General features: G+C 37.1%; 19 protein-coding genes. 1 reads left to right on the top strand and 18 read right to left on the bottom strand.

The genetic code is table 11. The annotated features are described in order from the left end of the window. Positions 1 to 14: 14 nt before the first annotated feature. The 4 genes from CVD27_RS19610 to CVD27_RS19595 all read right to left on the bottom strand — a co-directional run bounded on the left by CVD27_RS19610 (position 15) and on the right by CVD27_RS19595 (position 5,993). Positions 15 to 1,679: an L-aspartate oxidase gene (locus CVD27_RS19610; protein WP_101649645.1), complete on the bottom strand. Its 1,665-nt coding sequence runs from the start codon at positions 1,677 to 1,679 to the stop codon at positions 15 to 17. Between the two features lie 101 nt (positions 1,680 to 1,780). Then, positions 1,781 to 2,665 (bottom strand): ectoine/hydroxyectoine ABC transporter substrate-binding protein EhuB, encoded by an 885-nt coding sequence (gene ehuB, locus CVD27_RS19605; protein ID WP_101649643.1) that lies wholly within the window; start codon positions 2,663 to 2,665, stop codon positions 1,781 to 1,783. Between the two features lie 257 nt (positions 2,666 to 2,922). Continuing rightward, positions 2,923 to 4,611, bottom strand: a complete 1,689-nt coding sequence (locus tag CVD27_RS19600) for a PucR family transcriptional regulator (RefSeq protein ID WP_101649641.1) — start codon at positions 4,609 to 4,611, stop codon at positions 2,923 to 2,925. Positions 4,612 to 5,219: 608 nt separating this feature from the next. Next, positions 5,220 to 5,993, bottom strand: a complete 774-nt coding sequence (locus tag CVD27_RS19595) for an SDR family oxidoreductase (RefSeq protein ID WP_101649639.1) — start codon at positions 5,991 to 5,993, stop codon at positions 5,220 to 5,222. Between the two features lie 183 nt (positions 5,994 to 6,176). Here CVD27_RS19595 and CVD27_RS19590 point away from each other — a divergent pair, with 183 nt between their 5' ends. Next, a complete protein-coding gene (locus tag CVD27_RS19590; RefSeq protein ID WP_180960365.1) occupies positions 6,177 to 6,716 on the top strand; it encodes a hypothetical protein in 540 nt (179 codons plus the stop codon). A gap of 612 nt (positions 6,717 to 7,328) precedes the next feature. Here the strand turns inward: CVD27_RS19590 and CVD27_RS19585 are convergent. The 14 genes from CVD27_RS19585 to CVD27_RS19515 all read right to left on the bottom strand — a co-directional run bounded on the left by CVD27_RS19585 (position 7,329) and on the right by CVD27_RS19515 (position 24,013). Continuing rightward, on the bottom strand, positions 7,329 to 8,564 hold the full coding sequence (locus tag CVD27_RS19585; RefSeq protein WP_101649637.1) for an MFS transporter: 1,236 nt from the start codon (positions 8,562 to 8,564) through the stop codon (positions 7,329 to 7,331). A gap of 132 nt (positions 8,565 to 8,696) precedes the next feature. After that, a complete protein-coding gene (locus CVD27_RS19580) occupies positions 8,697 to 9,722 on the bottom strand; it encodes an ROK family transcriptional regulator (RefSeq protein ID WP_180960364.1) in 1,026 nt (341 codons plus the stop codon). 797 nt (positions 9,723 to 10,519) lie between these two features. Further along, the gene (locus tag CVD27_RS19575; protein WP_101649635.1) at positions 10,520 to 11,380 is read right to left on the bottom strand and encodes an HAD family hydrolase; all 861 of its coding nucleotides are present in this window, start codon (positions 11,378 to 11,380) and stop codon (positions 10,520 to 10,522) included. A 207-nt stretch (positions 11,381 to 11,587) separates the two neighbouring features. Further along, the gene (locus tag CVD27_RS19570) at positions 11,588 to 13,069 is read right to left on the bottom strand and encodes a S8 family serine peptidase (RefSeq protein ID WP_101649633.1); all 1,482 of its coding nucleotides are present in this window, start codon (positions 13,067 to 13,069) and stop codon (positions 11,588 to 11,590) included. Between the two features lie 369 nt (positions 13,070 to 13,438). Further along, complete coding sequence (locus CVD27_RS19560; protein WP_101649630.1) at positions 13,439 to 15,352, bottom strand: Ig-like domain-containing protein; 1,914 nt, start codon at positions 15,350 to 15,352, stop codon at positions 13,439 to 13,441. Between the two features lie 159 nt (positions 15,353 to 15,511). After that, complete coding sequence (locus CVD27_RS19555; RefSeq protein WP_101649628.1) at positions 15,512 to 16,063, bottom strand: hypothetical protein; 552 nt, start codon at positions 16,061 to 16,063, stop codon at positions 15,512 to 15,514. 462 nt (positions 16,064 to 16,525) lie between these two features. After that, positions 16,526 to 16,855 carry a DMT family transporter gene (locus tag CVD27_RS19550; protein ID WP_101649626.1) on the bottom strand — a complete coding sequence of 110 codons (330 nt, stop codon included), beginning with the start codon at positions 16,853 to 16,855 and terminating at the stop codon, positions 16,526 to 16,528. 131 nt (positions 16,856 to 16,986) lie between these two features. Further along, on the bottom strand, positions 16,987 to 18,372 hold the full coding sequence (locus tag CVD27_RS19545) for an ABC transporter substrate-binding protein (RefSeq protein WP_101649624.1): 1,386 nt from the start codon (positions 18,370 to 18,372) through the stop codon (positions 16,987 to 16,989). Positions 18,373 to 18,409: 37 nt separating this feature from the next. Beyond that, on the bottom strand, positions 18,410 to 19,228 hold the full coding sequence (locus tag CVD27_RS19540; RefSeq protein WP_101649621.1) for a carbohydrate ABC transporter permease: 819 nt from the start codon (positions 19,226 to 19,228) through the stop codon (positions 18,410 to 18,412). After that, complete coding sequence (locus tag CVD27_RS19535) at positions 19,225 to 20,154, bottom strand: carbohydrate ABC transporter permease (RefSeq protein WP_101649619.1); 930 nt, start codon at positions 20,152 to 20,154, stop codon at positions 19,225 to 19,227. Before CVD27_RS19535 ends, CVD27_RS19540 begins: the two co-directional genes overlap by 4 nt. Further along, positions 20,151 to 21,242, bottom strand: a complete 1,092-nt coding sequence (locus CVD27_RS19530) for an ABC transporter ATP-binding protein (protein ID WP_101649617.1) — start codon at positions 21,240 to 21,242, stop codon at positions 20,151 to 20,153. The genes CVD27_RS19535 and CVD27_RS19530 overlap by 4 nt, the downstream gene beginning before the upstream one ends. 24 nt (positions 21,243 to 21,266) lie before the next feature. Further along, positions 21,267 to 21,806, bottom strand: a complete 540-nt coding sequence (locus CVD27_RS19525; RefSeq protein WP_101649616.1) for a glycerol-3-phosphate responsive antiterminator — start codon at positions 21,804 to 21,806, stop codon at positions 21,267 to 21,269. A 288-nt stretch (positions 21,807 to 22,094) separates the two neighbouring features. Then, positions 22,095 to 22,814 carry a glycerophosphodiester phosphodiesterase gene (locus CVD27_RS19520; RefSeq protein ID WP_101649614.1) on the bottom strand — a complete coding sequence of 240 codons (720 nt, stop codon included), beginning with the start codon at positions 22,812 to 22,814 and terminating at the stop codon, positions 22,095 to 22,097. Between the two features lie 212 nt (positions 22,815 to 23,026). Then, positions 23,027 to 24,013: a diguanylate cyclase gene (locus CVD27_RS19515; protein WP_180960363.1), complete on the bottom strand. Its 987-nt coding sequence runs from the start codon at positions 24,011 to 24,013 to the stop codon at positions 23,027 to 23,029. Positions 24,014 to 24,387: the final 374 nt, after the last annotated feature.

The following is a 24,387-nucleotide window of genomic DNA, read 5'->3' as shown; positions in this document are numbered from 1 at the left end:
ATTTTTAGCATAGGTCACCAACTTTTTTCGGCTAATTTTCTCGAAAAATACAGCTTCCCTTTTTTCCATTGAACGGTTGTGTGTTCCGTATTCGCTATGGCTTCAGGAAAATCGATAAGACAATGTGCCCCTCTGCTCTCTTTCCTCATTAGTGCAGAACCTATGATCCCCCTGGCTGTCCATAGCATATGATTGGCTTCAATATAATCCAAAACTTCTCTAGCAAAAGGTTTCCCAACACCTGTTACCGTCACTTTGGCAAGGTCTTGATGAATCATTTCCAATTCATCATGTGCTGTTTTAAGCTCCATTCTGGTTCTTAAAACACCAACATGTTCACCCATAATATGACGAATCTGGTCCTTCATTTGATAGGGGCGCTTTTTACCAGAGGATGTGGCGATCGAGCTTACAAACTTATTAGCCCTGTTAATCAATTGCTCTATCTTGCTGTCAGAAAGATTGGGCACTGCCTCCCTATAACATGCCGCCGCTTTTCCTGCTCTTGCTCCAAATACCAAACATTCGGAAAGTGCATTATTTCCTAAACGGTTACCGCCATGAAGGCCGCCTGCTGTTTCACCTGCAATATACAGCCCTTCTACACTGGATGCACTCCATTGGTCTACCTCCACTCCACCCATTATAAAATGAGCAGCAGGCGCTATTTCCACAAGATCCTTCGCTAAATCTACACCATGCTGAAGGCATAACTTATATTCATGAGGAAATAATTGCTTAATTTCTTTAATCGATGCTGTTCCATCCAGCCAAACCCCATTATGTTCAGTTCCCCTGCCTAAACGCACTTCCCGCTCCACTGCATAGGCTAACCGGTCCCTCGTAACATCCTCGAGTTTTTCAGGTTCATAGCGATACATAAATCTCTCATAAGATTTGTTGAACAACTTGGCCATAGGATAGAAACTCATACAAAATCCACTAAGAGATTCCGGGTAAATAAGACTGACAGGATAAAATTGAATTTGCTCCATATCAATCAAAGCCGCACCCGCTTGTAACGCTAAAGAAAAACCATCCCCTGTTGCTTGAATGGGATTACTAGTAACAGGGTATAGCTGACCAGCTCCTCCTGTTGCAAGAATGACTGAATGGCTTAAAAGCAATACAATCTCTGCTTTCGCCAAGTCATAAACAACCGCCCCATGTACTTTATTTTCAAAACTTATTAATTCAATCGTTATGGTATCACTCATTAGCTTGATGTTCGTAAGATTTTTCACTTTCCGTGTTAACGTTTGGATGATTGCCCGACCGCTATTCCCCTTTTTAGCACTAATTGAACGTGGGTGACTATGCCCGGAAGCTGAAGAAACTAAAAGATTTCCATCAGAGGCGATATCCGGTTTCATTCCCCACTCCACCAAATCATTAATGATTTTTTCAATATCTTGGACAAGTGCTTGGACCAATGGAAATTTACTTAACCCCTTTCCACTGACAAGGATGTCATTTGTATAGGATTCAATCGTGTCATACTTACTTGACCAACTCCCGGATCCTGCCATTTGAACAGCCCCTACCGTCGAACCACTTTTACCTGCAATCCCCTTGTCAATCACAAGAACATCCCTGCCGGTCAGACCTGCATACACCGATGCCATTAACCCAGCAGCACCGGAACCAATGATTAAGATGTCTGTTTCTATGATTCTCATAAAAACCCCCAGCCAGAAAATAAAGTGTTCCGTATCTTACATGCTTTTAAAAAAATTCAGAAATCAGATAAAACATCTGATTTCTGACTGAACCTTATTTCTTACTTTAATACGTCCTCGACTGTGACATCCTTAGGCAATTCATCTTCCGACATACCGAACTTTTTCAAAATCTTTAAAAGCTCCCCTGAATCCTTCAAAGCTTGCAACTCCTTGTTATAGGCCTTACGAAATTCATCATCTCCCTGCCTGAAGACAATGGCCCCATAAGCCCTGAAACTTTTTCCATCTATTACGGGCTGTACAAAGTCATTAACACTCTCGAGATTTGGATCATTAGCTGATTCTAGCATTTTACGAATGGACGGCCCTGAAACTGTGACAGTATCAACACGCTTTGACTGTAAGGCAGAAATGAGGGATGAATTATCGGGAAAAATGGAGATCTGTTCATTAGAGACACCGACTGCTGTTAAATAGCCGCTTTCAACAGAACCTCCGATTACACCGACTTTGACCTTTTTGTTTTTGGCAATATCCTCATAGCTATGAAGATTGTAAGGATTCCCTTTCTTAACAGCAATTGCCTGGCCAATCATATAGTCCGGATTTCCATATGCAACTTCCTTTGCACGTTCTGGCGTGATGTACATACCAGCTGTGATGATGTCAAAACGTTTGGCCTTGAGACCAGGTATTAATGAACCAAACTCTGTTAATACTCCGTTTACTTCTTTAATTCCCAGTCTTTTTAGAACAGCTCTTGCAACTTCAACAGATTCTCCTGTTAATTTCCCATCGGAAGTAGCATAAGCATATGGAATCTCGTTTGCAAAACCAACAGTAGCATAGCCTTGTTTTTTCATTTTTTCTAACGTGGTCTCTCCGCTGACTGAACCCCCTGCAGAAGTACTTTTGGAAGTACCACATCCTGCTAATACCACAAGCATAACACCTACTAGAATAGACATGATCCATTTTTTCATTGCTCGTACCCAACTCCTCATATTTAATTTGAAAGGATAAATCTTGGTCTTGCTATTATGTAAAAGTATTATGTCTGCATGTGTGCAATTTACTATTGGTGATTCTTATTATAAAAATAGGTGATGTAAAATACATTCGATAATTTGTATGAATTTTCTTAATATTCTTTCTTACATTTTGTATAATAACATGACTGACAATAAAAAAAGCCAGCAAAGAGATATCTATTTCTCTTTGACTGGCTTCTTTTGTTATGCTAAAATCTCATTTTCCATGTTTTGATACTTAAATCCAGTAAAAACAAATCCTCTGGATCCACCAGGGAAAGACCTGTCAATTCTTCAATCTTTCTTAAACGATAAAGCAAGGATTGCCGGTGCAAGAATAGAGCTTTTGCTGTCTTACTAACATTCCCTTGATAATGATTATAGGTACTGATGGTCTCTATTAAATCAAGATTCCTCTGTTTATTGTATTCTACTAATGGTTCAACTGTTGTCATAATAATTTCTTTCATTTCTGAGTTTTGAAAGAGATTTAACAACAAGCGGTCGATGCGGGTATTTTCATACATAACCCTATTCCCATATCCTTTTTTATTCCTGCTGATATTCAAAGCTATTTTAGCATTTTGGTAGCTTTCCTTAAAACCTAATATCCCTTCATTGTAATTGCCAATCCCCCAAGAAATGACGACATTAGGCAGTAAGTTTCGCAAGCGCCGATCCACTAAATCTAAAAAATTTGTAATCCCTTCTTTTTTATTATCCAGGGAAATTTCAAGAAAAACCAATAGTTTCTCTTCTTGATATGTAAGCATAACCTTTTTATGTAATGACTGGGCCGCATAGAAAATTTCTTCTTTTATATAATGAATCATGCTTTCAAACCATAACTGATAGAATTCTTCATCTAAATTCCTTTGTTTAAAAAGGTTCTTTAAATTTTCCGGATAACCCGTAATACAAATATATGGGCACGTAAGAGTATAACCCATCTTTTCAGCACGGGAATTTGCGAGATCCCAGGAGACAAATTCACCGTTATAGATGGCTTTAATAAAAGAATCGTGGAGGATGGATTTTGCTTCATCCACGGCATTTTTTCTAGAAAACCAGAGAGCGATTGTTGTTACGGCGTGCTCTAAAACATTGACTGTATATTGAGTTAAAAACTGTTCGAGCGAAATAGAAGATGGGAGAATTACAAATAAAAAGTCTTGTGTATTTTCTGAAACTTGAATAACCGGAAGCTGTACAATAGAATAATCCTCAATTTTAATCGTTTGTATTTTTTGAATCATTGGGTCATGTGAAGCAAGCGACACCAATTTTCTTGCAGGAATGATTCCTTTTACAGTATATTCCCGCCACTGATCAAGTAAGTCAGGGCAAACATTACTATTGGCTTGAACTGTTCCGATCTGATCAGTAATAATAACTGGGTACCCAACATTCTTGTATAAATAATTTGCAATACATGTCAACTCTGTTTCTTGAAGGATTAGATTTAAAAGCTCCTGCTGCACTTTTTCCGAACGTCTGCTCTCTTTATAATTAGCATCATTTAATTCAAGCATCACCTCTTCAATGATCTCAGAAAATCTGATTTCCCATGGGATTTCAATCAGAATTAATTGGTTCTTATTCGCTAGTTCAATGGCTTCTATTGGAATTTCAAAAATATGCCTGCCAAGTGCCACTACTAACGCAGATGCCTCTGAATCAATAATATCAGACAAAAATTTCAAGAATTCCTTATAATCTTGACCACAGCCGATTGCAGTGGTCAAAACAAATTCATTCTTGCGGACAAAGCTTTCTACTGGCATTTCCATCGCAGAAACCCACTGAACTTCTTTTTCCTTTACTAAATTTTCCCCTGTGACCACAATTGCGTCCTTCATAATTTCTAAATTTAAAATATCATTTACCTTTAAACTCATAGAAACCTCCTAATTTTCAAATGGCTTACCATGTTGTTTGTAGATTAGAATTTTCAATGTTTGTATTTTAGGAAGAAAAGTCTATGGATATTGAATTATGATTCGTCATAGGCTCAATAAAAAATTTTAGATTTCTCTTCCTTTTTGTTAAAAAATAACAGCAAAAAAACACATTGTTTTTTTGCTGAATGGGTAAATGAAATAAACTGTTAACTATTATTTATAATTCTACCAAAATAAAATTATTCAGTAAATTAGGTAAATAGTTTTGTTTTATAAAGACGGCAAATCTACACATTCTTTCATATATGGCTAATATGTACTGTAGACCTAGTAAGACAATTTTTTTCTGTTTCTTTCATAATCAAATAAATCTTCTGTTTTTAATGTTATAAAACCTAACATCACTCGTAACAATTAGTTACATAATAATTAATTAACTATCATCTGTCATTATATAAAATAACTAAAAATTAAGATTTGCTCTATTCATTGTGAACAAAAGTAAAAAAACAAAGCAGTTTCACTGATTTCTTTCTGTCATTTTTCCATGTCAATAAAGTTGTAACTTATTCACGAATTGATTTTCACCTATTGAAGGGGCTTAATTATCTTTTAAATCCACCTTCTGAATGTATGATCTGACCTGTAATCCAATCTGCTTCTTCGCTGACAATAAATTTAATGATTTTTGCGACATCTCTCGGTTCACCTATTCTACCGAAAGGAAACAACGGTTTTAATTGACTTTTTATTTCCTGTGTCATCCATCCTGTATCAGTTGGACCTGGATTGACTGCATTAACCGTTATTCCTAAAGGGGCTAGTTCTGCAGACAATGTAATAGTTAGAGCATCCACTGCCCCCTTTGTTGTTGCATAGGCTAATTCACCAGGCATGGGTCCTTGAAACTGACCTGAAGTCAGATTGACTATTCTTCCACCCGATTTTTTATTAAAGCCTTGGGCAAATTTACTACTTAATAGAGTCGTTGCACGAACATTTACCAGGTAATGTTTATCCAGTTCTTCTGCAGTTATAGTAGAAAAATCGTTGTTCGTTGAATAGGCAGCATTATTAATCAAGATATCAGGATAACCGAGTTGTACAGAAACTCTATTTATAAGTTGTTCCGCTGCATTAGGCTGAGTTAAATCCAACTCCATACATGACACCTTAACACCTGTTTTTAGTAGTTCTTCTTTTAATTTTATTGGCTCCTCTAAATCAATACTCCAGGGCATTTTTTTATCATATTCCGTCCAGTAGGTAAAAAAGATATGATAACCCGTTTCAGCCAACTCTTTACAAATAGCTGCTCCAATCCCTTTTAATCGGCTTACCCCTGTAATAATTGCTATTTTATCTTTTAATTGGTTCATTATAATCTTCCTTCCAACGAATGACGTTTAATTAATGGCTTACTATATTATAATTTAGTAATTTTATTATACTGTGAATTTTTTCTAGTTAACGTTTTTTGTTTACAGGGTACATAAAAAAACGTTCATTTCACACACAAACGAAATAACATATTCTACATTGTTTATTTAAGGGGGATCGTCATGTTTGGATTCGCTGATGTTATAAAATTTTTAATCTCTTTTTTTGTAATCCTTCCTATCGTTACCCTTATCCATCTATGCGGGCATATTTTTTTCGTTACGCTTTTCGGGGGATCAGAGAAAAAAATCGCCATCGGATGCGGTACTATGGTATTTTCCTTTTGGAATATTGAAGTAAGGAGATACTATTTCTGGAATGGGGCCTGCGAGTTTAAGACGTTAAAGCACGATAACCGTGTTACAAACACCTTCATTTACCTTGGCGGCTCTTTATTCAACTTGGCAGGTATTTTTCTGGTACACGCCCTTATTTCTCAAGGAATTCTAGTTAAATCAGTTTTTTGGTATCAGTTTATCTATTTCTCCTTTTATATGCTATTTTTCTCACTTTTTCCAATGTATTTTTCTGATGGGTCGCCTAGTGACGGGAAGGCGGCACTACTCACATTGAAGAACCAGCATGAAAAGAAAATAAGTGACGACATTCTATTCTTGAAAATTGAAGAGCAAAATAATCCCGAGGAACAAGCCAAGGATTAAAATAAGTAACTTTTTATCGGTTTTTAAACGTCTATTACCTTAGCAGATAATCCTTTTTTAATTACCGTCCGGGTTTTTCCGGATAAGCTGGTGAAAGAAATTATCAAAATATAATGTCCCGATGTTATTGTTGGGTTCTATGATAAAGATAAGGGTTTGGGAGATTCCTACATAGTTTTAAAAAAATTGTGTAATTTTCATTTGTTTAGGGGGTTGAATGGGATGCAATTCAGTGGACTTCGACTGGAATTCCGCGCGGTTTCGGATTTTTTCCGCGCACTTTCTTATTAATACCGCGCAAACCCCCTTTTTTTACTGAAATCCTTTCTTTTTCAGTTACATTTTTTAAAATCCCCCCAGACTAGTGAACTGGTTGCCTGCCTCTGAATTGAGCGGTCGAATTCTGCCCCTGCCCGGTAGTAGAAAAAGAAAAAGGGCTGTTGAAAAGCAACCCTTTTTACAACGCAAGCTTCAGTTAGTTTTAATACATATTTCACAATCTTGCTTGTGTCTTAAGATTTATATATTTATAAAACCTTGCAGGATTTCCAGCCACTATTGAATTAATTGGTTATCCATCTCTTATCTAGTCTTCTTACAGCATTCTTCAAATCATAAAAAAATGGTTGAACTTTTATTTTCGCTCTTTATTAACTCATTCTTTTTCAATAAGGCATTTAATTTTTCTGAACTTAGGAGCATTGCTGCAACAAAAATAACCATACAATATGGAAAAATTCCTATTGTTGAATGAGAGGCAGTGAACCCAAGAAGGGGTGGCATAAATGTACTTCCTGTATAGGCAACTGCCATTTGATAGCCCATAATGGTCTGGGAATGCTTCTTCCCAAAACGCGTTGGTGTTTCATGTAACATACACGGGAAGATTGGAGCTAATCCTAATCCAATCATAATAAAACCGACAAGCGAGAAAATAGACGGCAATGGCAGGAATAGAAGTGTGGTACCGCCTAATGCAATGATCTGCCCCATTCTAATCAGAGATGGGTTACTAATTTTAAAAGTAATAAAGCCAGTAATAAATCTCCCCATTGTTATTCCTGCATAATATAAGGAAACCCATTGTGCAGCTGCAGCTGCGGGTAACTCTTTAACATTAACCAAAAAGCTGCTTCCCCAAAGACCCACTGTTGATTCAACTCCACAGTAAAATAAGAAGGAAATCAGAGCCAGCTTCACTCCTTTTATTTGCAGAGGCTTTACATTTTTAGACTCTGACATATGAAGTACATCATTTAAATCTTCCTGCTCATCATTTAATGAGAGAGCATTGTTTTTCTTCACTTTGTTCCACAAGGGCAAAGTGAAGAAAAGGATAACCGCTAACGCGAACTGCATTACAGAAATGGTAAAATAACCACTTCTCCAAGAATTATCCCCTGAAATAAACTGAGCCATAATGATCGGACCCAAGGTAGCTCCGACTCCCCAAAAACAATGTAACCAGCTCATATGGTGGGCCTTATAATGTGTGGCCACATAATCGTTTAATCCCGCATCAACCGCTCCTGCCCCTAATCCAAGTGGTATCGCACAAACAATCAACCAAACAACGGAAGGAGCAAAATGAAATCCCAGCAAAGCAGCAGCAGTCATTAAGACGCTGACAAACGTGACTTTGCTAGTCCCGAACCTATTCAGTACCTTTCCGCTGACTAGGCTGGAAATAATGGTCCCCCCTGCAATGGTCATAAAAAGGAATCCAGCCGTCTCAAGCGGAGCCCCAAAGTCCAATTGCATCACTGGCCAAGCTACCCCCAACAATGAATCTGGTAAACCTAAGCTAATAAATGCTAAATAAATGATGATTAAAAGGAATGTTGTCATGTTTTACTTCACCTTTCATTATTTAGTGTCCAATGTACTTCACTTATTCTCCATTATGTAAACACACTTATTAAAGATATTTAAAAAGTATGGAAATAAAAACTTATTAAATTTCTTTAATAAGTTTCCAGATTAATTGTTTACTTCCTCGATTAGGAGATCAAGGCTTAATCTTTGTAATCCAAATAAATAGTCTTGCTTCAAATCACTCATTGTAAGCTCTGGAAGATGTTCTGACGGGATATATTTTGAGCTGTCTATGGCAATTTTATCTAATATTTCCTTTTCCACTTCATCCTTACAAAATATGATAGTATGAGGGTTAAGAACCGCTACAAAAGTGGCTACTAATCTGCTAATGGCATCAATCTCATTGTCCTTACCGATTTTAGATCCACTACCATTTTCAAAAGCTTGACCAAAATTTTGATCATTATACTGTGGGACGAATGAAATCTCTCCTGAAAAATAGGTACTTCCTCGAACCACTTCACCATTTATCATTATTCCTGCACCTGGTCCGTTTTGACCAGCATATAAATAGATAAGGGATTTCTTGCCCTTCATTCCTCTAGTTTTGTAATAACCGAGAACAGCAGCATTCATATCGTTCTCTACTACGACTGGTATTGAAAATTGATCCTCATAGTAACCTTTTAAATCAAAATTTTGAAACTGCTCGTATCCTGGTATATAAAAAATCCTACCACCATCAACCGAACCAGGAACGCCAATGGCCATAGAACTAATTTTCGGATATTTAATCATTATGTTATCAATGCATTTAGTTAATAAATTTAAACCATCCTCTTGTAAAACACTAGGCGCGCTTCCTTGTTCCTTTACATCTCCTACACAATTAAAAATAGTATAATTTGTCTCTGTTTTCTCTAAAAATATGGCCAGACCTAACATGTGCTCAGGATTATACTTATATCTTTTTGCTCTTCGCCCGCCACTTGAATCATCTAATCCAACTAAAATAATTTCCCCATCCTTCTCCATCTGTGTTAGGAACTTACTTATGGTTGGGAAACTAATTTCTAATTTATTGCTGAGTTCAATCTTTGTTGCACTTCCAAGTTCTAAAAGTGTTGTACGTATACCACGAAGGATTACTTTTTTCAAAGATTTCGGAGTAGCTAATATCTCATTCACTCAATTCACCACCATGAAGACTTATTAAAGATCTTTAATAAGTGTTGGTATTAATATACCATATACACTTTTTGAAAACAATGCAATGGAAATTCCCCTTTTTAATCACAGCCCATACTTATTATATTTGTCCACTAATTGTTAAAAAACAAAAACCCCATACCAAATCAGGTAACGGGTTTACTATAGAGTTGCAAACATTGTAAAACACATATGAAAAGCACTTGAATTCACTATATAATTCATAGTACTTTTTTTACTGATTTATCAACATTTCGGCAAATTTTAATTGTTTATTTTGTCTTAATTCACATAGTAAATCACAGGGTTTGAAATAATTATTGGAGTGTGTGTGAATTATTTGTGATCTAGTAAGAGGTCTTATCCTTAATTGAGTAACCAGTAATATTTAAATAAGCGGAGATTTTTCGGTTAGACTGCAGAATAGAGCTCGATTCGGGGGATATAAGCGGAGGTTTTCCGATTAAGCAAAGCAAAATTAACCATTTTCACGTTTTTCGAATCAATAGTCGGAATCTTTCCGTCTATTTAAGCTAATTTCAGTGCTATTTTCTAATTAAGAGAAAATTCTCCGCTTATTTATCAGACTTTCTTTTTGAAAAAAAGAAAATTCAAAAAAGGCTTAGAGATAGTTGCATCTCTATGCCTTTTTGACTGTGAAAAATACTGGGAAGTTTATGTGATTTGCTATTTGATTTGGTCTGCGATTTACCGTTTTGCACCTCACAAGTAAACCCGTACCAATTTAGGGCCGAGGTTCCATTTTTGCATTAAAATTAATCTTTTAACATAAGCCTAGACTTAAGATAATAAAATACCCCGTCTTCATCACAAGTAAAGTCCGTGACGTCATCGGCTACTTCTTTAATACTATCCGGTGCATTTTTCATCGCTACTGCATAATTCACGAGACGCAGCATCGGTAAATCATTGTCACTATCGCCTATTGCCATAGTCTCTGTCTCGGACAAATCAAACTGCTTTAACATCTGTTGAATTCCAGTAGCTTTGTTGACGTTCGCCACCATCAATTCGACATTATATTCAGTCGAGATCGAGGTCGTAAAGTCTATTTCTTGCTTTAATTGCTCTAGTTCTTCCTTCCAGCGATTGATCTGTTCCTTTGTTCTGCCAAAGAAATAGAACTTGGAGAATTCATTTCCAATCATTTCATCCGCCCATGTAATCTTTTCTTTAATCGCTTCCTTACGAGAAAGCCACTCATTTATACCCACACCTTCCGGCTTAGGCTCTCTTATTTCGTTTTCTACATATGGACGGTCCTGTTTTAATGTGATACGTGGTGAGCCATAGGGAAACAGCTCATAATAAACCTTGTTTTCCCTAGCCATTTTAATAACTGTTTCTACTAACTCACGTGATAGAGAATGTTTAAAAATTACTTCATGGCCTGCATATCCAACCATACCATTAGAGGCTACGATTCCATCTACTTGAAAACCTGGTGGTACGAGTTCCTCTATCTCCTCAAACGCTCTCCCAGTAGCAATGAATACTTTAATCCCGCGGTTTCTTACTTGATCAATGATTTCTTTCGTATGTATACTTACCTTATTTTGATGATTTAAGATAGTTCCATCCATGTCTAAAAAGATGGCCTTTGGATTAAATTCCACTAAAGTTCCCCCCTGTAGTGTAAAAAGTGTTCATTTAGTAAGTATACACTTTTTATTTAAATTTCCCACTATAATGCCATCTTCCCTCTGTATCAGTGGTATCTAAAAAGAGCTTTTAACTTATAAAAAATTATCATATAGGTGCAAAAAAAGAAGTCCCCTTCTATTGAAGTGAGACTTCTTTTTTGGTGTCAGGCACCACGAAGATTATTTACTTGTTAAAGCTGTATACGCATTCGCTTCACCGGAACCATACAATTCATCATGGCCTTTTTTACCATAATCTAGTGCTGATTTTTCGATTAGAGCCTCCACTTGAGATGGAGTATAATCCGGATGGGCAGCCTTAATGACTCCCGCGATTCCCGCTACTTTTGGTGCAGCCATTGATGTTCCGTGCAAATAGGCGTACCCATCATTCTTTTGCATGGTGAAATAGGCATCCAGGTATCTAGGCCATGTGGAAAGTGCTCGATAGGTAAAATTGCGTTGATTTAAATCTAATGTTGCATCATATACTGGTCCGTTATCTCCTCCCGGGGCCGCTACATCAATAAATCCATTTCCGTAGTTCGAATAGAAAGCAAGTTTATTGGTTGACCATTCATTGGAGGAAGATACATTAATGACTCCTGGTGTGCTGCCAGGAACCTCAATCGTTACACCGCTATATTTGATTCCTAAATAGCCATAGGATTCATTCATATAGTCCGTAAGTGCCTTTTTATCCGCGTAATTGAGGGAATCATTTCCTGCAGATGCCACAACGGTTACATTTTTCTTAACAGCGTACTGAACAGCCCGTTTCCAAAGGAGTACATCGGCCACATCACTATAACGAGTGCCTTCATAGTAATATTTAAGACTATCAAATCCTCCAATCGACATATTAATGACATCGACCCCATCGTTGGCCGCTTGAACTATCGCATCCACGATCGGTCCTGTTGGCGCACTGCCGCTGGCATCAAAAATACGATAGGCACGGATTCCCAAGTCAGGGCCGACACCTTTCACTTTTCCATTTCCGGCGATTGAACCGGCTACATGTGTTCCATGACCGTTGGTATCTGTGACATTGCTGGTATTTCCTTTCTCTTCAGGAACATCTCCATAATATCCGCCAGCAGGAACAAAGTTTTCACCACCCATAAAGTTCGCTTTTAGGTCTGGATGTCCAGCATCAATTCCTGAATCGATAATTCCGACAACCGCCTTATGTTTAACCCCAGTCGTTGTTTTTGTACCACCAGATTCAATGGCGTATGATTTTCCTCCATTTGTTAAATGTTGAATATCCCATTGGGAACTCCAATATGTACCATCAGGATCAGGAGTTAGGGCAACAGGCTGACCATCCGCCCCTTCTGGGTTTCCATTTTCCAGTTTAAAGGATTTCTCCACATTGGCTGCCACAACGGATGTTGAATTCAGCTTGTCTAGAAAATTAGGGTTTGAGGATTTTACTTCAAGCGCCCCAAGCTCAGGAATCGCTCTTACTACTACACCTCCTGCATTTTTCACTTCTGTTTGATAGTCCTTTGGCAATGATTGATTATAAGCGATTAGATAGTTTTTGCTTACCGTCTGTGTTTTTGCAGAGGTGTGAGTGCTAGTTGAAAAAGATAATAAAGACATAGCCAAAACACTGCTGGCAACCATTGTCATTCCTCTTTTTTTCTTCCTCATGAATAAAAACCTCCTTTATTTATTTTTCTTAACATTCCTAATTTTAAGTCTATTATTATCCAAAGAAAATAAATACTTCTCGCTTTATAACGACATCTAGCAACTGAAATTTCCCTATTTTTGTAAAATATTCGTGCATATAGATGAATAATTCCACTAAAAAACAATCACTCATTAAAACTTGGCTTATTTTGTCAAAAGAACAGTAAATTAAGACTATTACTTTTAAAAAAATCATCTCAATAAAAGACACTTGAATGGAGTCCAAGCAAAAAACACCCTTCAGAAAAAGGGTGCTTGGATTTAATAATTAATGCTTACGGAGATATGTAATTGTAGATAGGATACCAGAAAGGGACTAAGATTTATTTATTTTGAAACTGTTATTAGTCTTGTTGCACTTACCATCCCTTTTGCATCTTTCGCATACACATATACTTTTGTTCCAACCCGTTGCTTCGGGATATACACTTTATAATTTCCATAAACATTCGCCTTGGCTGTGTATGTCCTTGTTCCGATTTTTACTGCAACGGTTGCATATTTCTCTGTTTTTCCTGTTACATTCGTAGAATAGTATCTTACTATATTCACCGTCGGCTGATTCGGTGCCACTCGTATAACTGTAGTACTTCTCGCCACACTTACATGTCCCAGACTGTCTTTTGCCGTGACAGATAATTTTGTTCCTGTGTTTTGTACGGGGATCGTCACTTTGTAATTTCCTAGTTTATCCGCTTTTACTGTATAAGCTTTCCCGGCGATTGTCGCAGTCACCGTTGCATTGGCTTCTGTTTTTCCTGTCACTGCAGCTGCCTTGTTATTCACCGTGTAAACCGTTGGGATATTCGGGGCTACTTTTACAACTTTCATAGTCCTTGCCACACTTACATTACCTGCAAGGTCTTTTGCTGTGACAGAGATACTTGTTCCTGCATTTTGAACCGGTATATCTACATGGTAGTTCCCATACCCATCCGCTTTTGTCGTATAAGCTTTCCCGGCGATTGTCGCGGTTACAGTTGCATTGGATTCTGTTTTTCCTGTCACTGCCGCTGCCTTGTTATTTACCGTGTTTACGACTGCACTAGCAGGAGCCGTTTTATCTGTTATTCCTTTTGTAGTAGGAGTGCTAGGAGCGTTATATTGATCCTTATAGAATATCGTCAGTTGAGTGCCTGCCTTTTGAACAGGAATTGTCACCTTGAAAGCCCCATTTCCATCAGTGACAGCGGTGCCGATCACTTTGGCTCCGCTCATGACTTGAATGGTGACATTACTCGGTGCGGTGCCAGAAATAGATACATTATTATCATCGACGGGACCGACCTTCGGAGAATCTAACTTGTTTGTAATATAAGCAGAAGAAATATATCCGGTTAATTTTTGATCTGCTGTTTTGACTGGGTACCAGACAAATTGGTTGCTGATTGATTCTTGGTCGTACACAAAATCCCCTTCAACAGTTAGAGGAGTACCTTTTGTTAACTCATTCCAACTCGAAGAAGTACCAGGTTGTGGCCTTAATTTTGCACCATCTTTTGTTACAATGACTTTGTCTCCCGCTTTAAATCGATAGTTAGAAGGGTGCATTTGGTCAGAAATGATATATTCCTTCTTTAAAAATTCAATATTATTCGTGCTATCTGTTTGATATTTAAAGTCGCCTACACTAAAAGGGAACTGTGCTAGTTTGGTATCTTCCAAGTAACTATCTTGAAAAATATGGTCAAAAACCTTTTCTTGATACGCCATGTCATTCACAATCCCGGTATCTTGCTTAAGAGGACTATTTACAGGCTTTGTCCCATTATACGCCATAACTGGGAAGTACCAATTTTCTATCACCTCAGGTCCCGCCCCTTTTATTTTAGGAAGATCGGTACGATGATACATACCACTGAGGATTTCTACGCCTGCCTTGATATTATAGTAGATATCATCTTTTAATTGATTTACATCATAGCTTGATTGATTGGTAATTTGCATGATACCGATTCCGTCATCTGTCGAAATAAAGGGTTGGCCATCGTCGGTAAATTGTCTCCAGCCACTTTCTTGTGCTGCTATCGCTTTAACCACTTCAGGAGGAATCTTTGCTTCTACAGCAGCTTTCGTTAATAGGCAGTTTACTTGTTGAAACGAGGGATTTTGATTTGTTTGAACTTTACCTAATGTTGTACACTGGGCTGGCCATACCGTTTGTGCAGAAGCTTTTTCATGAGAAAATCCAAGCAGCATAAAACCAGCCAATAATCCCGTTCTTACTATGGGCAACTTCATTCTTTCATTCTCCTATTCAATTAATTTCCAATATTCATATTTTACCATGTGAGTAATTGTATTCCTATTAAATAGATTAATTGGTAGATAGAATTTGTAAAAACAGCAAAATAAAAACACTTGGATGCACTCCAAGCATTTTTCAAACGAGATAACTATTCAGATGCTTTTGATCAGTTTTATTTCTCCATTTTTAGGGGTTAATTCACTGATGTTTTCATATTTTTCATTCGTATCGTTTTGATTCTCCACTACATATTCTTTAAAGGAGTAGTTAAAGAGTTTACGGGCGACTTTTCCTTTTTCACCAACCAAGTTGAACCAGCCTTGTCCAACATAAAAAGGATTCGTTAATAATCTATCAATGATATAAGTAATCCGTTCCTTTTCCTCCTTAGGAGTAAATTTTATTTTGGAGGAAAATGCCAAGATAAAATAGTTCTTAAACTTATCTAATTCCAGTAATTGAAGATGATATTTTTCACGCTGCATTTGATTGAATTTTTCTAAAACTGTCTTGATACTTTTTTCCACATCAATCTCAAATTTACTCGCTTCTTTCCAGGATGATAGACGTGAATCAAAAATGGTCAGTGTTAGGATATAATAGGCAGCATAATTGTTGGGATCAAACACTTCATTAACCAAGCGCGTTTCATCTTTTGGTACCTCAATAAACTTTTTATAGTCAGCAAAGAATTTTTCAATCATTTCGTATACCTTCTTTCATACCTTGATAGAATGGATGAATTAAATGGGTTAAATCTTTTTCTATCTGCAGCTATTGCTTGATGAAAAAACAACTTGTGACGATATACTATTATCTTGTTTCTCTTACAGGTTCAACTCGTCCACTTTTAAACTTCACGGTTACTTGTTTAACATATATATTCCTTCATCAAAATCAAAAATCCTGCTTTTTCTTCCAAAAATCCACATCTTTCACGTTTTTTAATGAAAAAGTCCTATGAAAGCATTGGTCATTTGTCGTAAAAGGGGCTCATTTTTGAGATTAATAACCTTTAATTTTTTAAATTATACTCTAATGTGTGGTGAACAAAAAAAAGTTTTATTCTAATGGCATAGAATAAAACCGTTCGACTATAGAATTCAAAAAAATCTTTTACAGCAGTATCTTCTTTTCTAGTAGTTCAAAATTACTTAAGTTTATCCTCAATGTAAAGCAGATTTATTAAAATTAAGTAAAACGACCCCAGCTATAATCAAGATTATACCTATTGCCCCTTGTATACTTATTCTCTCTTTCCAAATTAAAATACTTATCAAAGCCGTTAAAGCCGTTCCTACTCCGGACCAAATAGCATACGCCACATTCAGTGGAATAGACTGCATTGCTAGAGAAAGAGAATAAAACGCCAAACTAAATCCGACAATAAAAGCTACACTCGGCCAAAATTTTGTAAACACCTCTGAAGCTTTAAGCATCGAAGTGCCGAATATTTCACTTACAATTGCTATGGTTAAAAATACATATCCCTTCATCCTGCCATACTCCTTATTTGAGTTCCAAAAATGATTTTATTTAAAAGATGAGGGCTACCTCAAAAGTATCGAACTTTCAAGATAGCCCCTAATGACTATGATTCTTTTTTTGACTCTGTTAACTTGCCTGTTTATTTTGCACCATTTGTACGATTAGCAATTTCAATGGCACGATCTGTTGCTTTAGCCGCATCATCTAAAGCTTGTTTAGGATCATTACCACCATACATTGCCTCTAATGATTTAACCACTGCATCACGTGATTCAGGGAATACACTAATTAACGCACCTTGTGTTGCCGGAGTTGATTTTGTCGCTTGTAATTGATCAACCGTTACCTTTAATTGTGGATATTTCTTATACTCTTCTGCGATGGAAGGATCCTTATAAGCCGCAGGTGTAATTGGGAAATAGCCTGTTTCCGTATGCCATTTTGCTTGAACATCAGCCTTTGTTAAATACTCCATAAAATCCCATGCGCCTTTCTGAGTTTCATCGCCTACCATGTTTGTCATCCATAGTGAAGCTCCTCCGATTACAACCCCCTTTGGTTTTACGCCATCAGGGTGAGGTAAGTAAGCAACCCCTACATTAAATTTAGAGGTATCGATTATATTTCGAATACCAGCTGATGAATCTAAATACATCGCAACCTGTCCAGATTGAAATGCTGCACGCATACCATCCCAGTCATTTCCGTACTTTCCTAAGTTTCCATTTTTATTTAAATCATTTAACAAGTTAAATACTTTTTGGCCTTCTTTACCATTAAATACTGCTTTCTCAGCTCCACCTTTTCGTCCATTCTCATGGTCCACATACAGACCGCCTTGGGCTGCTAACAATTCTTCGAAGAACCAGCCGTAGTTTAGCATGGTAAATCCATATTGTTTGGTTGTATTTCCTTCTTTAATTGTCAGCTTGTCTGCAGCATCTTTCAGCTCTGAATAGGTGGAAGGTGCCTTTTCTGGATCTAATCCTGCCTTTTTAAATGCATCTTTGTTATAAACTAATACAGGCGTAGATGAGTTAAATGGCATAGAGTACATTTTACCATTGACAGAATAATAGTTTGTAATAGCCTTTTCTAACTTAGATGTATCGTAATGATCTTTATCAATCCATTCCTGTACAGGTGTAATTTTCTTACTGTCTATCATATATTTTGTTGTAATTTCACTTGACTGAACTAACGCCGGCACATCTTTAGAAGCAGCAGTACTGCGGAATTTAGTTAATAACTCTTCATAGGTTCCTTCAAATTCGGGCTTTATTTCATATTTATCCTGTGATTGATTGTATTGTGCAACAATTTCATTTAACCTTTTTTCTAAATCCCCACTCATTGCATGCCAGAAGCGGATCACGATTTTGTTACCATCTTTTTCAACAGGTACGGTCTGTACCTTTGTTTTTGCTTCTGCATTATTGGTTGTTTGAGTGCTTGAACATGCTGTTAATGAGAGCGCCAACGCTGCTGCTGATAGTAATAATCCGCCTTTTTTTGCTAGTTTCATCTGTTTTTCCACCTTTTTTTATGATTTTTTATGTGAATTACTTGATTGCACCTTTCGTCAAACCTTGCTGTAACTGCTTTTGTCCTACAAATAATAAGATTAAGGTTGGGAGAATAACAATTGTTATTCCAGCCATCACACTTCCCCAATCGTTAGCCACTTCTTGTGTTTGTAATTGTTTAATACCAATTTGCACGGTACGTGCGGTTTCATCATTCGTAACAAGAAGCGGCCAAAGGTACATATTCCATGTGGTAAGAAAACCGTATACTCCTAATGTAACAAAGCTTGTTTTACAATAAGGAATCACTACTTTAAATAAGAAAGAAATATGATTAACTCCTTCAATCATCGAAGCCTCTCTAAGCTCATGCGGTACGGTTAAGAAATGCTGCCTTAATAAGAAGATCCCAAAGGCCACTGCGAAAAATGGCACTGTTAACCCCATTAACGTGTTTGTCCAGCCGAATTGCTGAACCATTAAGAAATTGGGAACCATCGTTGCTTCCCATGGTATAAGCATCGTTGAGATAAATAGAAAGAATAGTAAATTTCTACCTTTAAATTTTAGAAACACAAATGCATAGGCCGCTAAACTTGATACAACAAGCTGCCCGATCATGACCGTAGCGGAAACTATAAAACTATTTTTTAAATAAGTCAGGAGCGGTACCTTTCTAAAAACATTGACAAAATTATCAAACGTAAAAGTCGACGGAAAAAGGTGACGCTTTTGAATATCATCCGGTGTCATGAAACCTATTGAAAAGGCATATAAAACCGGAAAGAATACGAGTATCGCACTAACCAAAAGCAATACGTATAACAGCAGGTTCCGTTTCCACGTATAAATCATTGATAATGCACCTTTCTTTCCGTGAATTTAAACTGAAGGATGGTCGCAATAAAGATAAAAATAAATAATACAATTGCTTGCGCACTGGCCGTACCAAATTGGTAGTTGACAAACGCTTCTTTATAAATAGAATAGACAATTAAATTAGTTGCATCGTTTGGACCGCCCTTCGTTAAAATATCAATTTGCCCAAAGCTTTGAACTGCATTGATTAAAGTAACGGTAGCGACAAAAAACAACGTTGGCGATAACATTGGCAGCGTTACTCTGCGAAGTTTATAAAAGTAAGAAGCTCCGTCAATCGATGAACTCTCATATAGAGTGGTATCAATATTCTGCAAGCCCCCGAGAATAACTAAAAATGAAAAACCAATATTCATCCATATGGTGGGGATGGATACAGAAAATAATGCCAGCTTTTGATTGGTTAACCATTCTAGTGCAGGTAGATGCAGCATACCTAACACATTATTAAATACTCCAACGCTCGGATGAAACAAAAACAACCAGATAACAGCACTTGCCGCGACAGAAATTCCCATTGTCGAGGAAAAAATCACACGAAATATTCCAATTCCACGCAGCTTCTCATTGGATAATAGAGCCAAGAATAAGGCAATGATTAAGCTTGCAGGCACCGTGTATAAGGTAAATAACACTGTAGACTTTATGCTTTGATAAAAGGCCGGGTCCGTGAATAAGTATTGATAGTTTTCTAACCCGACAAATACACTTGCCTCCCCCTGTGCATTAGTTAAATGAAAACTGTAGTATAGGGTTTTGAACAAGGGGTAAAACAAAAACAATGAAAATAAGATTAGTGATGGAGCTAGAAAAAGAATCGCCATAGGCCAATCGGTTTTATAACGCAGCCCTTTTTTTCGTCCAATTTGTTGCCTGGTTAATGATTGGGCGGAATCGATCATATTGCAACCACCTCTCGCTCATTGTCTAATACAATGACTTCTTTTGTTGATTTATGGAAGAAGTGCAAGTTGTCCATTTGGAATTGTAAACAAACCCTATCACCACGTTTATACTTCATTTGACCAGGCACTTTGGCACTCCATATATGATTTCCTACCAAAAAATTAATAATCGATTCGTTTCCTAAAACCTCAATCGATTGCACTGTAACCGGCTGACCCTGTTCGCTAATATTAATATGTTCTGGACGAATCCCTACACGAATGTCCGTTTGCTGTAGTCCTTTACTAATTGGTCCTTCAAGTGAGATTGACAACCCTCCCACTCTAGCTATCTTTTGCACAGCATCGATTTCACAATCTGCTATATTCATAGAAGGAGATCCTATAAAACTTGCAACAAACTCATTCGCAGGATGGTTATATATATCAAGCGGCGTGCCAACCTGTTGAATTTCTCCTTTGTTTAGAACCATCATACGATCGCCCATGGTCATCGCTTCAATTTGGTCATGTGTTACATAAATCATCGTAATCCCTAACCGCTGCTGTATTTCACGGATTTCCACACGCATTTGTGCCCGGAGCTTCGCATCAAGGTTTGATAATGGCTCGTCCATTAAACAAATAGGTGCTTCACTAACAATTGCGCGTGCTAAAGCAACACGTTGACGCTGACCGCCAGAAAGCTCCCTAGGTTTTGCTTTTAGATAGGGTGTCAATCCAACCATTTCTGCTGCCTCAACCAGTCTCTTTTGCCGTTCAGTTTTGGCGATTTTGCGTACCTTAAGGCCAAATAAGATATTTTCTTCTACGGTAAGATGGGGATACAATGCATAGTTTTGAAATACCATTGATAATTGTCTGTCTTTCGGCTGCAAATGATTGGCTGCATCATTATTGATAAGAAGCTTACCTGAAGAGATTTCCTCTAACCCAGCGATCATTCGAAGTAAGGTACTTTTTCCACAGCCTGATGGACCTACTAATACAAAGAATTCTCCCTTTTTAATATGAACAGACACATCTTTTACCGCTTTTTGGTCTGAGTTTTCATATGTTTTACTTACTTGATGCAACGTGATCATTTATAAACACTCCTTTTTCATTACTTAAGTCCAGATTTTTGAAGAGCTCGCTGAAACAGCACTTGCACCAGCTTCAAGTGCAGCCTGTGCGTCTTCCTTCGAATGAATAAGACCACCTGCAATAATTGGAAATGGAAGCTCGTCCACTAGTCTTGAAATAATGGTTGGCATAAGGCCAGGCATGACTTCAACCGCATCTGGCTTTGTTGACAGACAACTCTCAATCGACTTTGTCAACGATAAGGTATCTAACACAAAAATCCGTTGAATGGTTTTTAATCCTGCTTTATTCGCATTGCGAATGGTGGATCCTTTTGTTGAGATAATACCGTCTGGACAAATGACTTCATTAATATAGTCCATTGCTTCTTTTGTATTCGGATTTAATCCATGAATGAAATCACAGTGTAAAAACACCTCATGATTATGCTTTTTTAACTCATATACTTGCTCCGGTAATTGAAGCATCGTGCCCGTCATAAGAAATACAACCTTAGGCAATTTACGATACGTTTTATATTTTTCCCAATCTTGAATTGTTGCAATATAAGGATCAGGGAACATCCTTTAGCGCCACCTTTCTAGTCATCTATACCACTGGGTATCACCGTGTCTCAAACAACAAAGAACACCCGCTTGCGTACATAGTAAATTATTTACACACAATTCGATGGAAGTCGGTTAGATAGACCTCGATTGATTGTGAATAACACTATCGTATGCAAGCGGGTGTTCTCATATCGGCTCTACCCCTACATTCTCTAATTTAATTGTGGCATATCTCTTTTTATTTCCTAGCCATGACTATACTATAACTTTTATTTATTAAGCAGGTTTGAATGGTTTGTGAAGTTAACGTAAAGGTTCAGTAAACATCAGCTGAGGGTAATCTGTTATCACTGATTCGACTCCCCAGTCACGAAACTTCTGCATGACCTGCGGTTCATTTACTGTATAAGGTCTAACCGCAATACGGCATCGATCTAATTCCTTCACTAGCTCCCGCGTAACTGTTGAAAAATTAGGATGATATCCAGATGCTCCTAAATTAAGAATATAGTCCACCGTATTCTCGATAGTATTTTCAGTTAATACAGCTGTTTGCACATCTTTCGTGATTGAGCGGAAGTGCTTAAGTGATTCATGATTAAAAGAAGAAATCACAACTTGATCTTTCAATTTATATGAATGAATCAGGTCATAAACCTTTTCCTCAAGTGTTGGATACGAAACAATTTCATTCTTTAACTCGATATTAAGTGTTATGGACGTATGACTAATGAAATTGCACACTTCCTCTAATGTTGGAATCGGACAGTGCCCAAACTGTTCTCCAAATTTATAAGATGCATTAAACTTCCTTAACTCTTCATACACAAAGTCTTTGACCCATCCCGTTCCATCCGTCGTACGATCGAGTGTTTCGTCATGAATCACAACTGGAACTCCGTCTTTTGTTAATTGAACATCTAGTTCTATACCATCACACTTCATTCTAGCTGCCGCTTGGAAAGCAACCAATGTGTTTTCAGGATATAAACTAGCAACTCCTCTATGTGCGTAAATTTTCATTAGAATTCTCCTCCTTTACCTTTTTTATGATAGACGATCATTGTAAATATAGTGTTAAAAATAAGTTTTCTTTTTATGAGAAGCTTTCCTAGATACAAATCTTGGTATCTACTAAAGGTAAACAGCAAATAAAAAATCCCCTCCATTAATTGGAGCGGGATAAAAAGTAGTTTTTTCTCTATGCCTCTTTAAAATCCTCTGGTTTTAGTTCTTCAACTTATCCAGCAAATTTTATTTCGACCTGTTTCTTTTGCTTTATATAAAGCTTCATCCGCCTGATTTACCAAGTCCATTGATGATTCATCTTTTTTAGAATTGGTCGCCACCCCGATAGAAATCGTAACCTGTAAGGATGACTGATCAGGTAAGGTAAAGGAATGGTTTTCAACAGATTTTCGAAGCCGTTCCGCTATTTGGGCTGCTTCCTCTAGGTTTGCATCCACTAGCAAGGCCGAAAATTCTTCGCCCCCATTACGGAATACCTTATCCTGCTTGCGCACGGATTTTTTTAATAAGACTGCAAATTCTTTTAAGATTACATCTCCTGCTGGATGTCCATAGGTATCATTAATTTGTTTAAAATGATCAATGTCGATAAAAAGAAGTCCAATGGTGTTTTTCTTTAAATTTGGATTGGAAAAAGCTTCGGACAAATGTAATTCAAATTGCCGAACATTTTTCAGACCTGTTCGATAATCGTAGGTGGCTTGCTGTTTATAATCGAAGTATAGGAAATTGTGAAGCTTTAAAAAGTGAACCAAATAAAAGGTAAATATCCCCCCAATAATGGATAGGACCAAAAATTCCTCTAAATACAAATGATAATGCTCTAAATGCCGGATCCGGAAATATAAAACCACAGAGTATATTAATGTGCTTGAAATGGTCATTAGAAACCATTGTTTAAATGGAGATGTATTTAACCTTTTTATAATCCCCATTAATAACCCCACCATGATGGTAACAATCGTAATCGCAATGAGCGTCCCATTCACATCTGAAAAGAGTAAACGGACAGCTCCAATGATGACAGAAGCAATTAGACTTGCTGTAATACCTCCAAGAAAAGCAGCGGTGACAATCGCCATATGCCGTAAATCAATAAAGGTTCCATTCTCAATTCCAATACTAAATTCCATTAATATTGAACCTAATATACCTGTTAAAATCCCCATGATGACTTTTTTTCTAAAATTCATAATCGATGGATTGTTTCTAAAGAATAACGACCCTGCAAATAAAAAACTAACCAAAATACACACGTGAACAAAGATATCTTTAAACATTGTGAAACAAACACACCCCAAAAAACAAAATTTGCGATTTTATTATCATAACACTCATACTGATAATTTAAAAATTTATTTATTGAGGTAGGCAGATTTTGAAAAAAATGATGTCAAATGAGGTCTCAGCGAGTGTTCATGGGGACTTTGTGCTCGGGTTTTGAATCATTGATTGTCCTTATAGAGTGTTCATGCGGACAATTTGCTTGGATTTTGAATCATTGATGTCCTCATAGAGTGTTCATGCGGACAATTTGCTTGGATTTTGAATCATTGATGTCCTCATA

Origin of the sequence: Neobacillus cucumis (assembly GCF_002860255.1) — a bacterium.
GTDB classification, from domain to species: Bacteria; Bacillota; Bacilli; order Bacillales; family Cytobacillaceae; genus Neobacillus; species Neobacillus cucumis_A.
The sequence above is the reverse complement of the archived record's forward strand: the minus strand, read 5'-3'. Positions and strand labels throughout refer to the sequence as shown.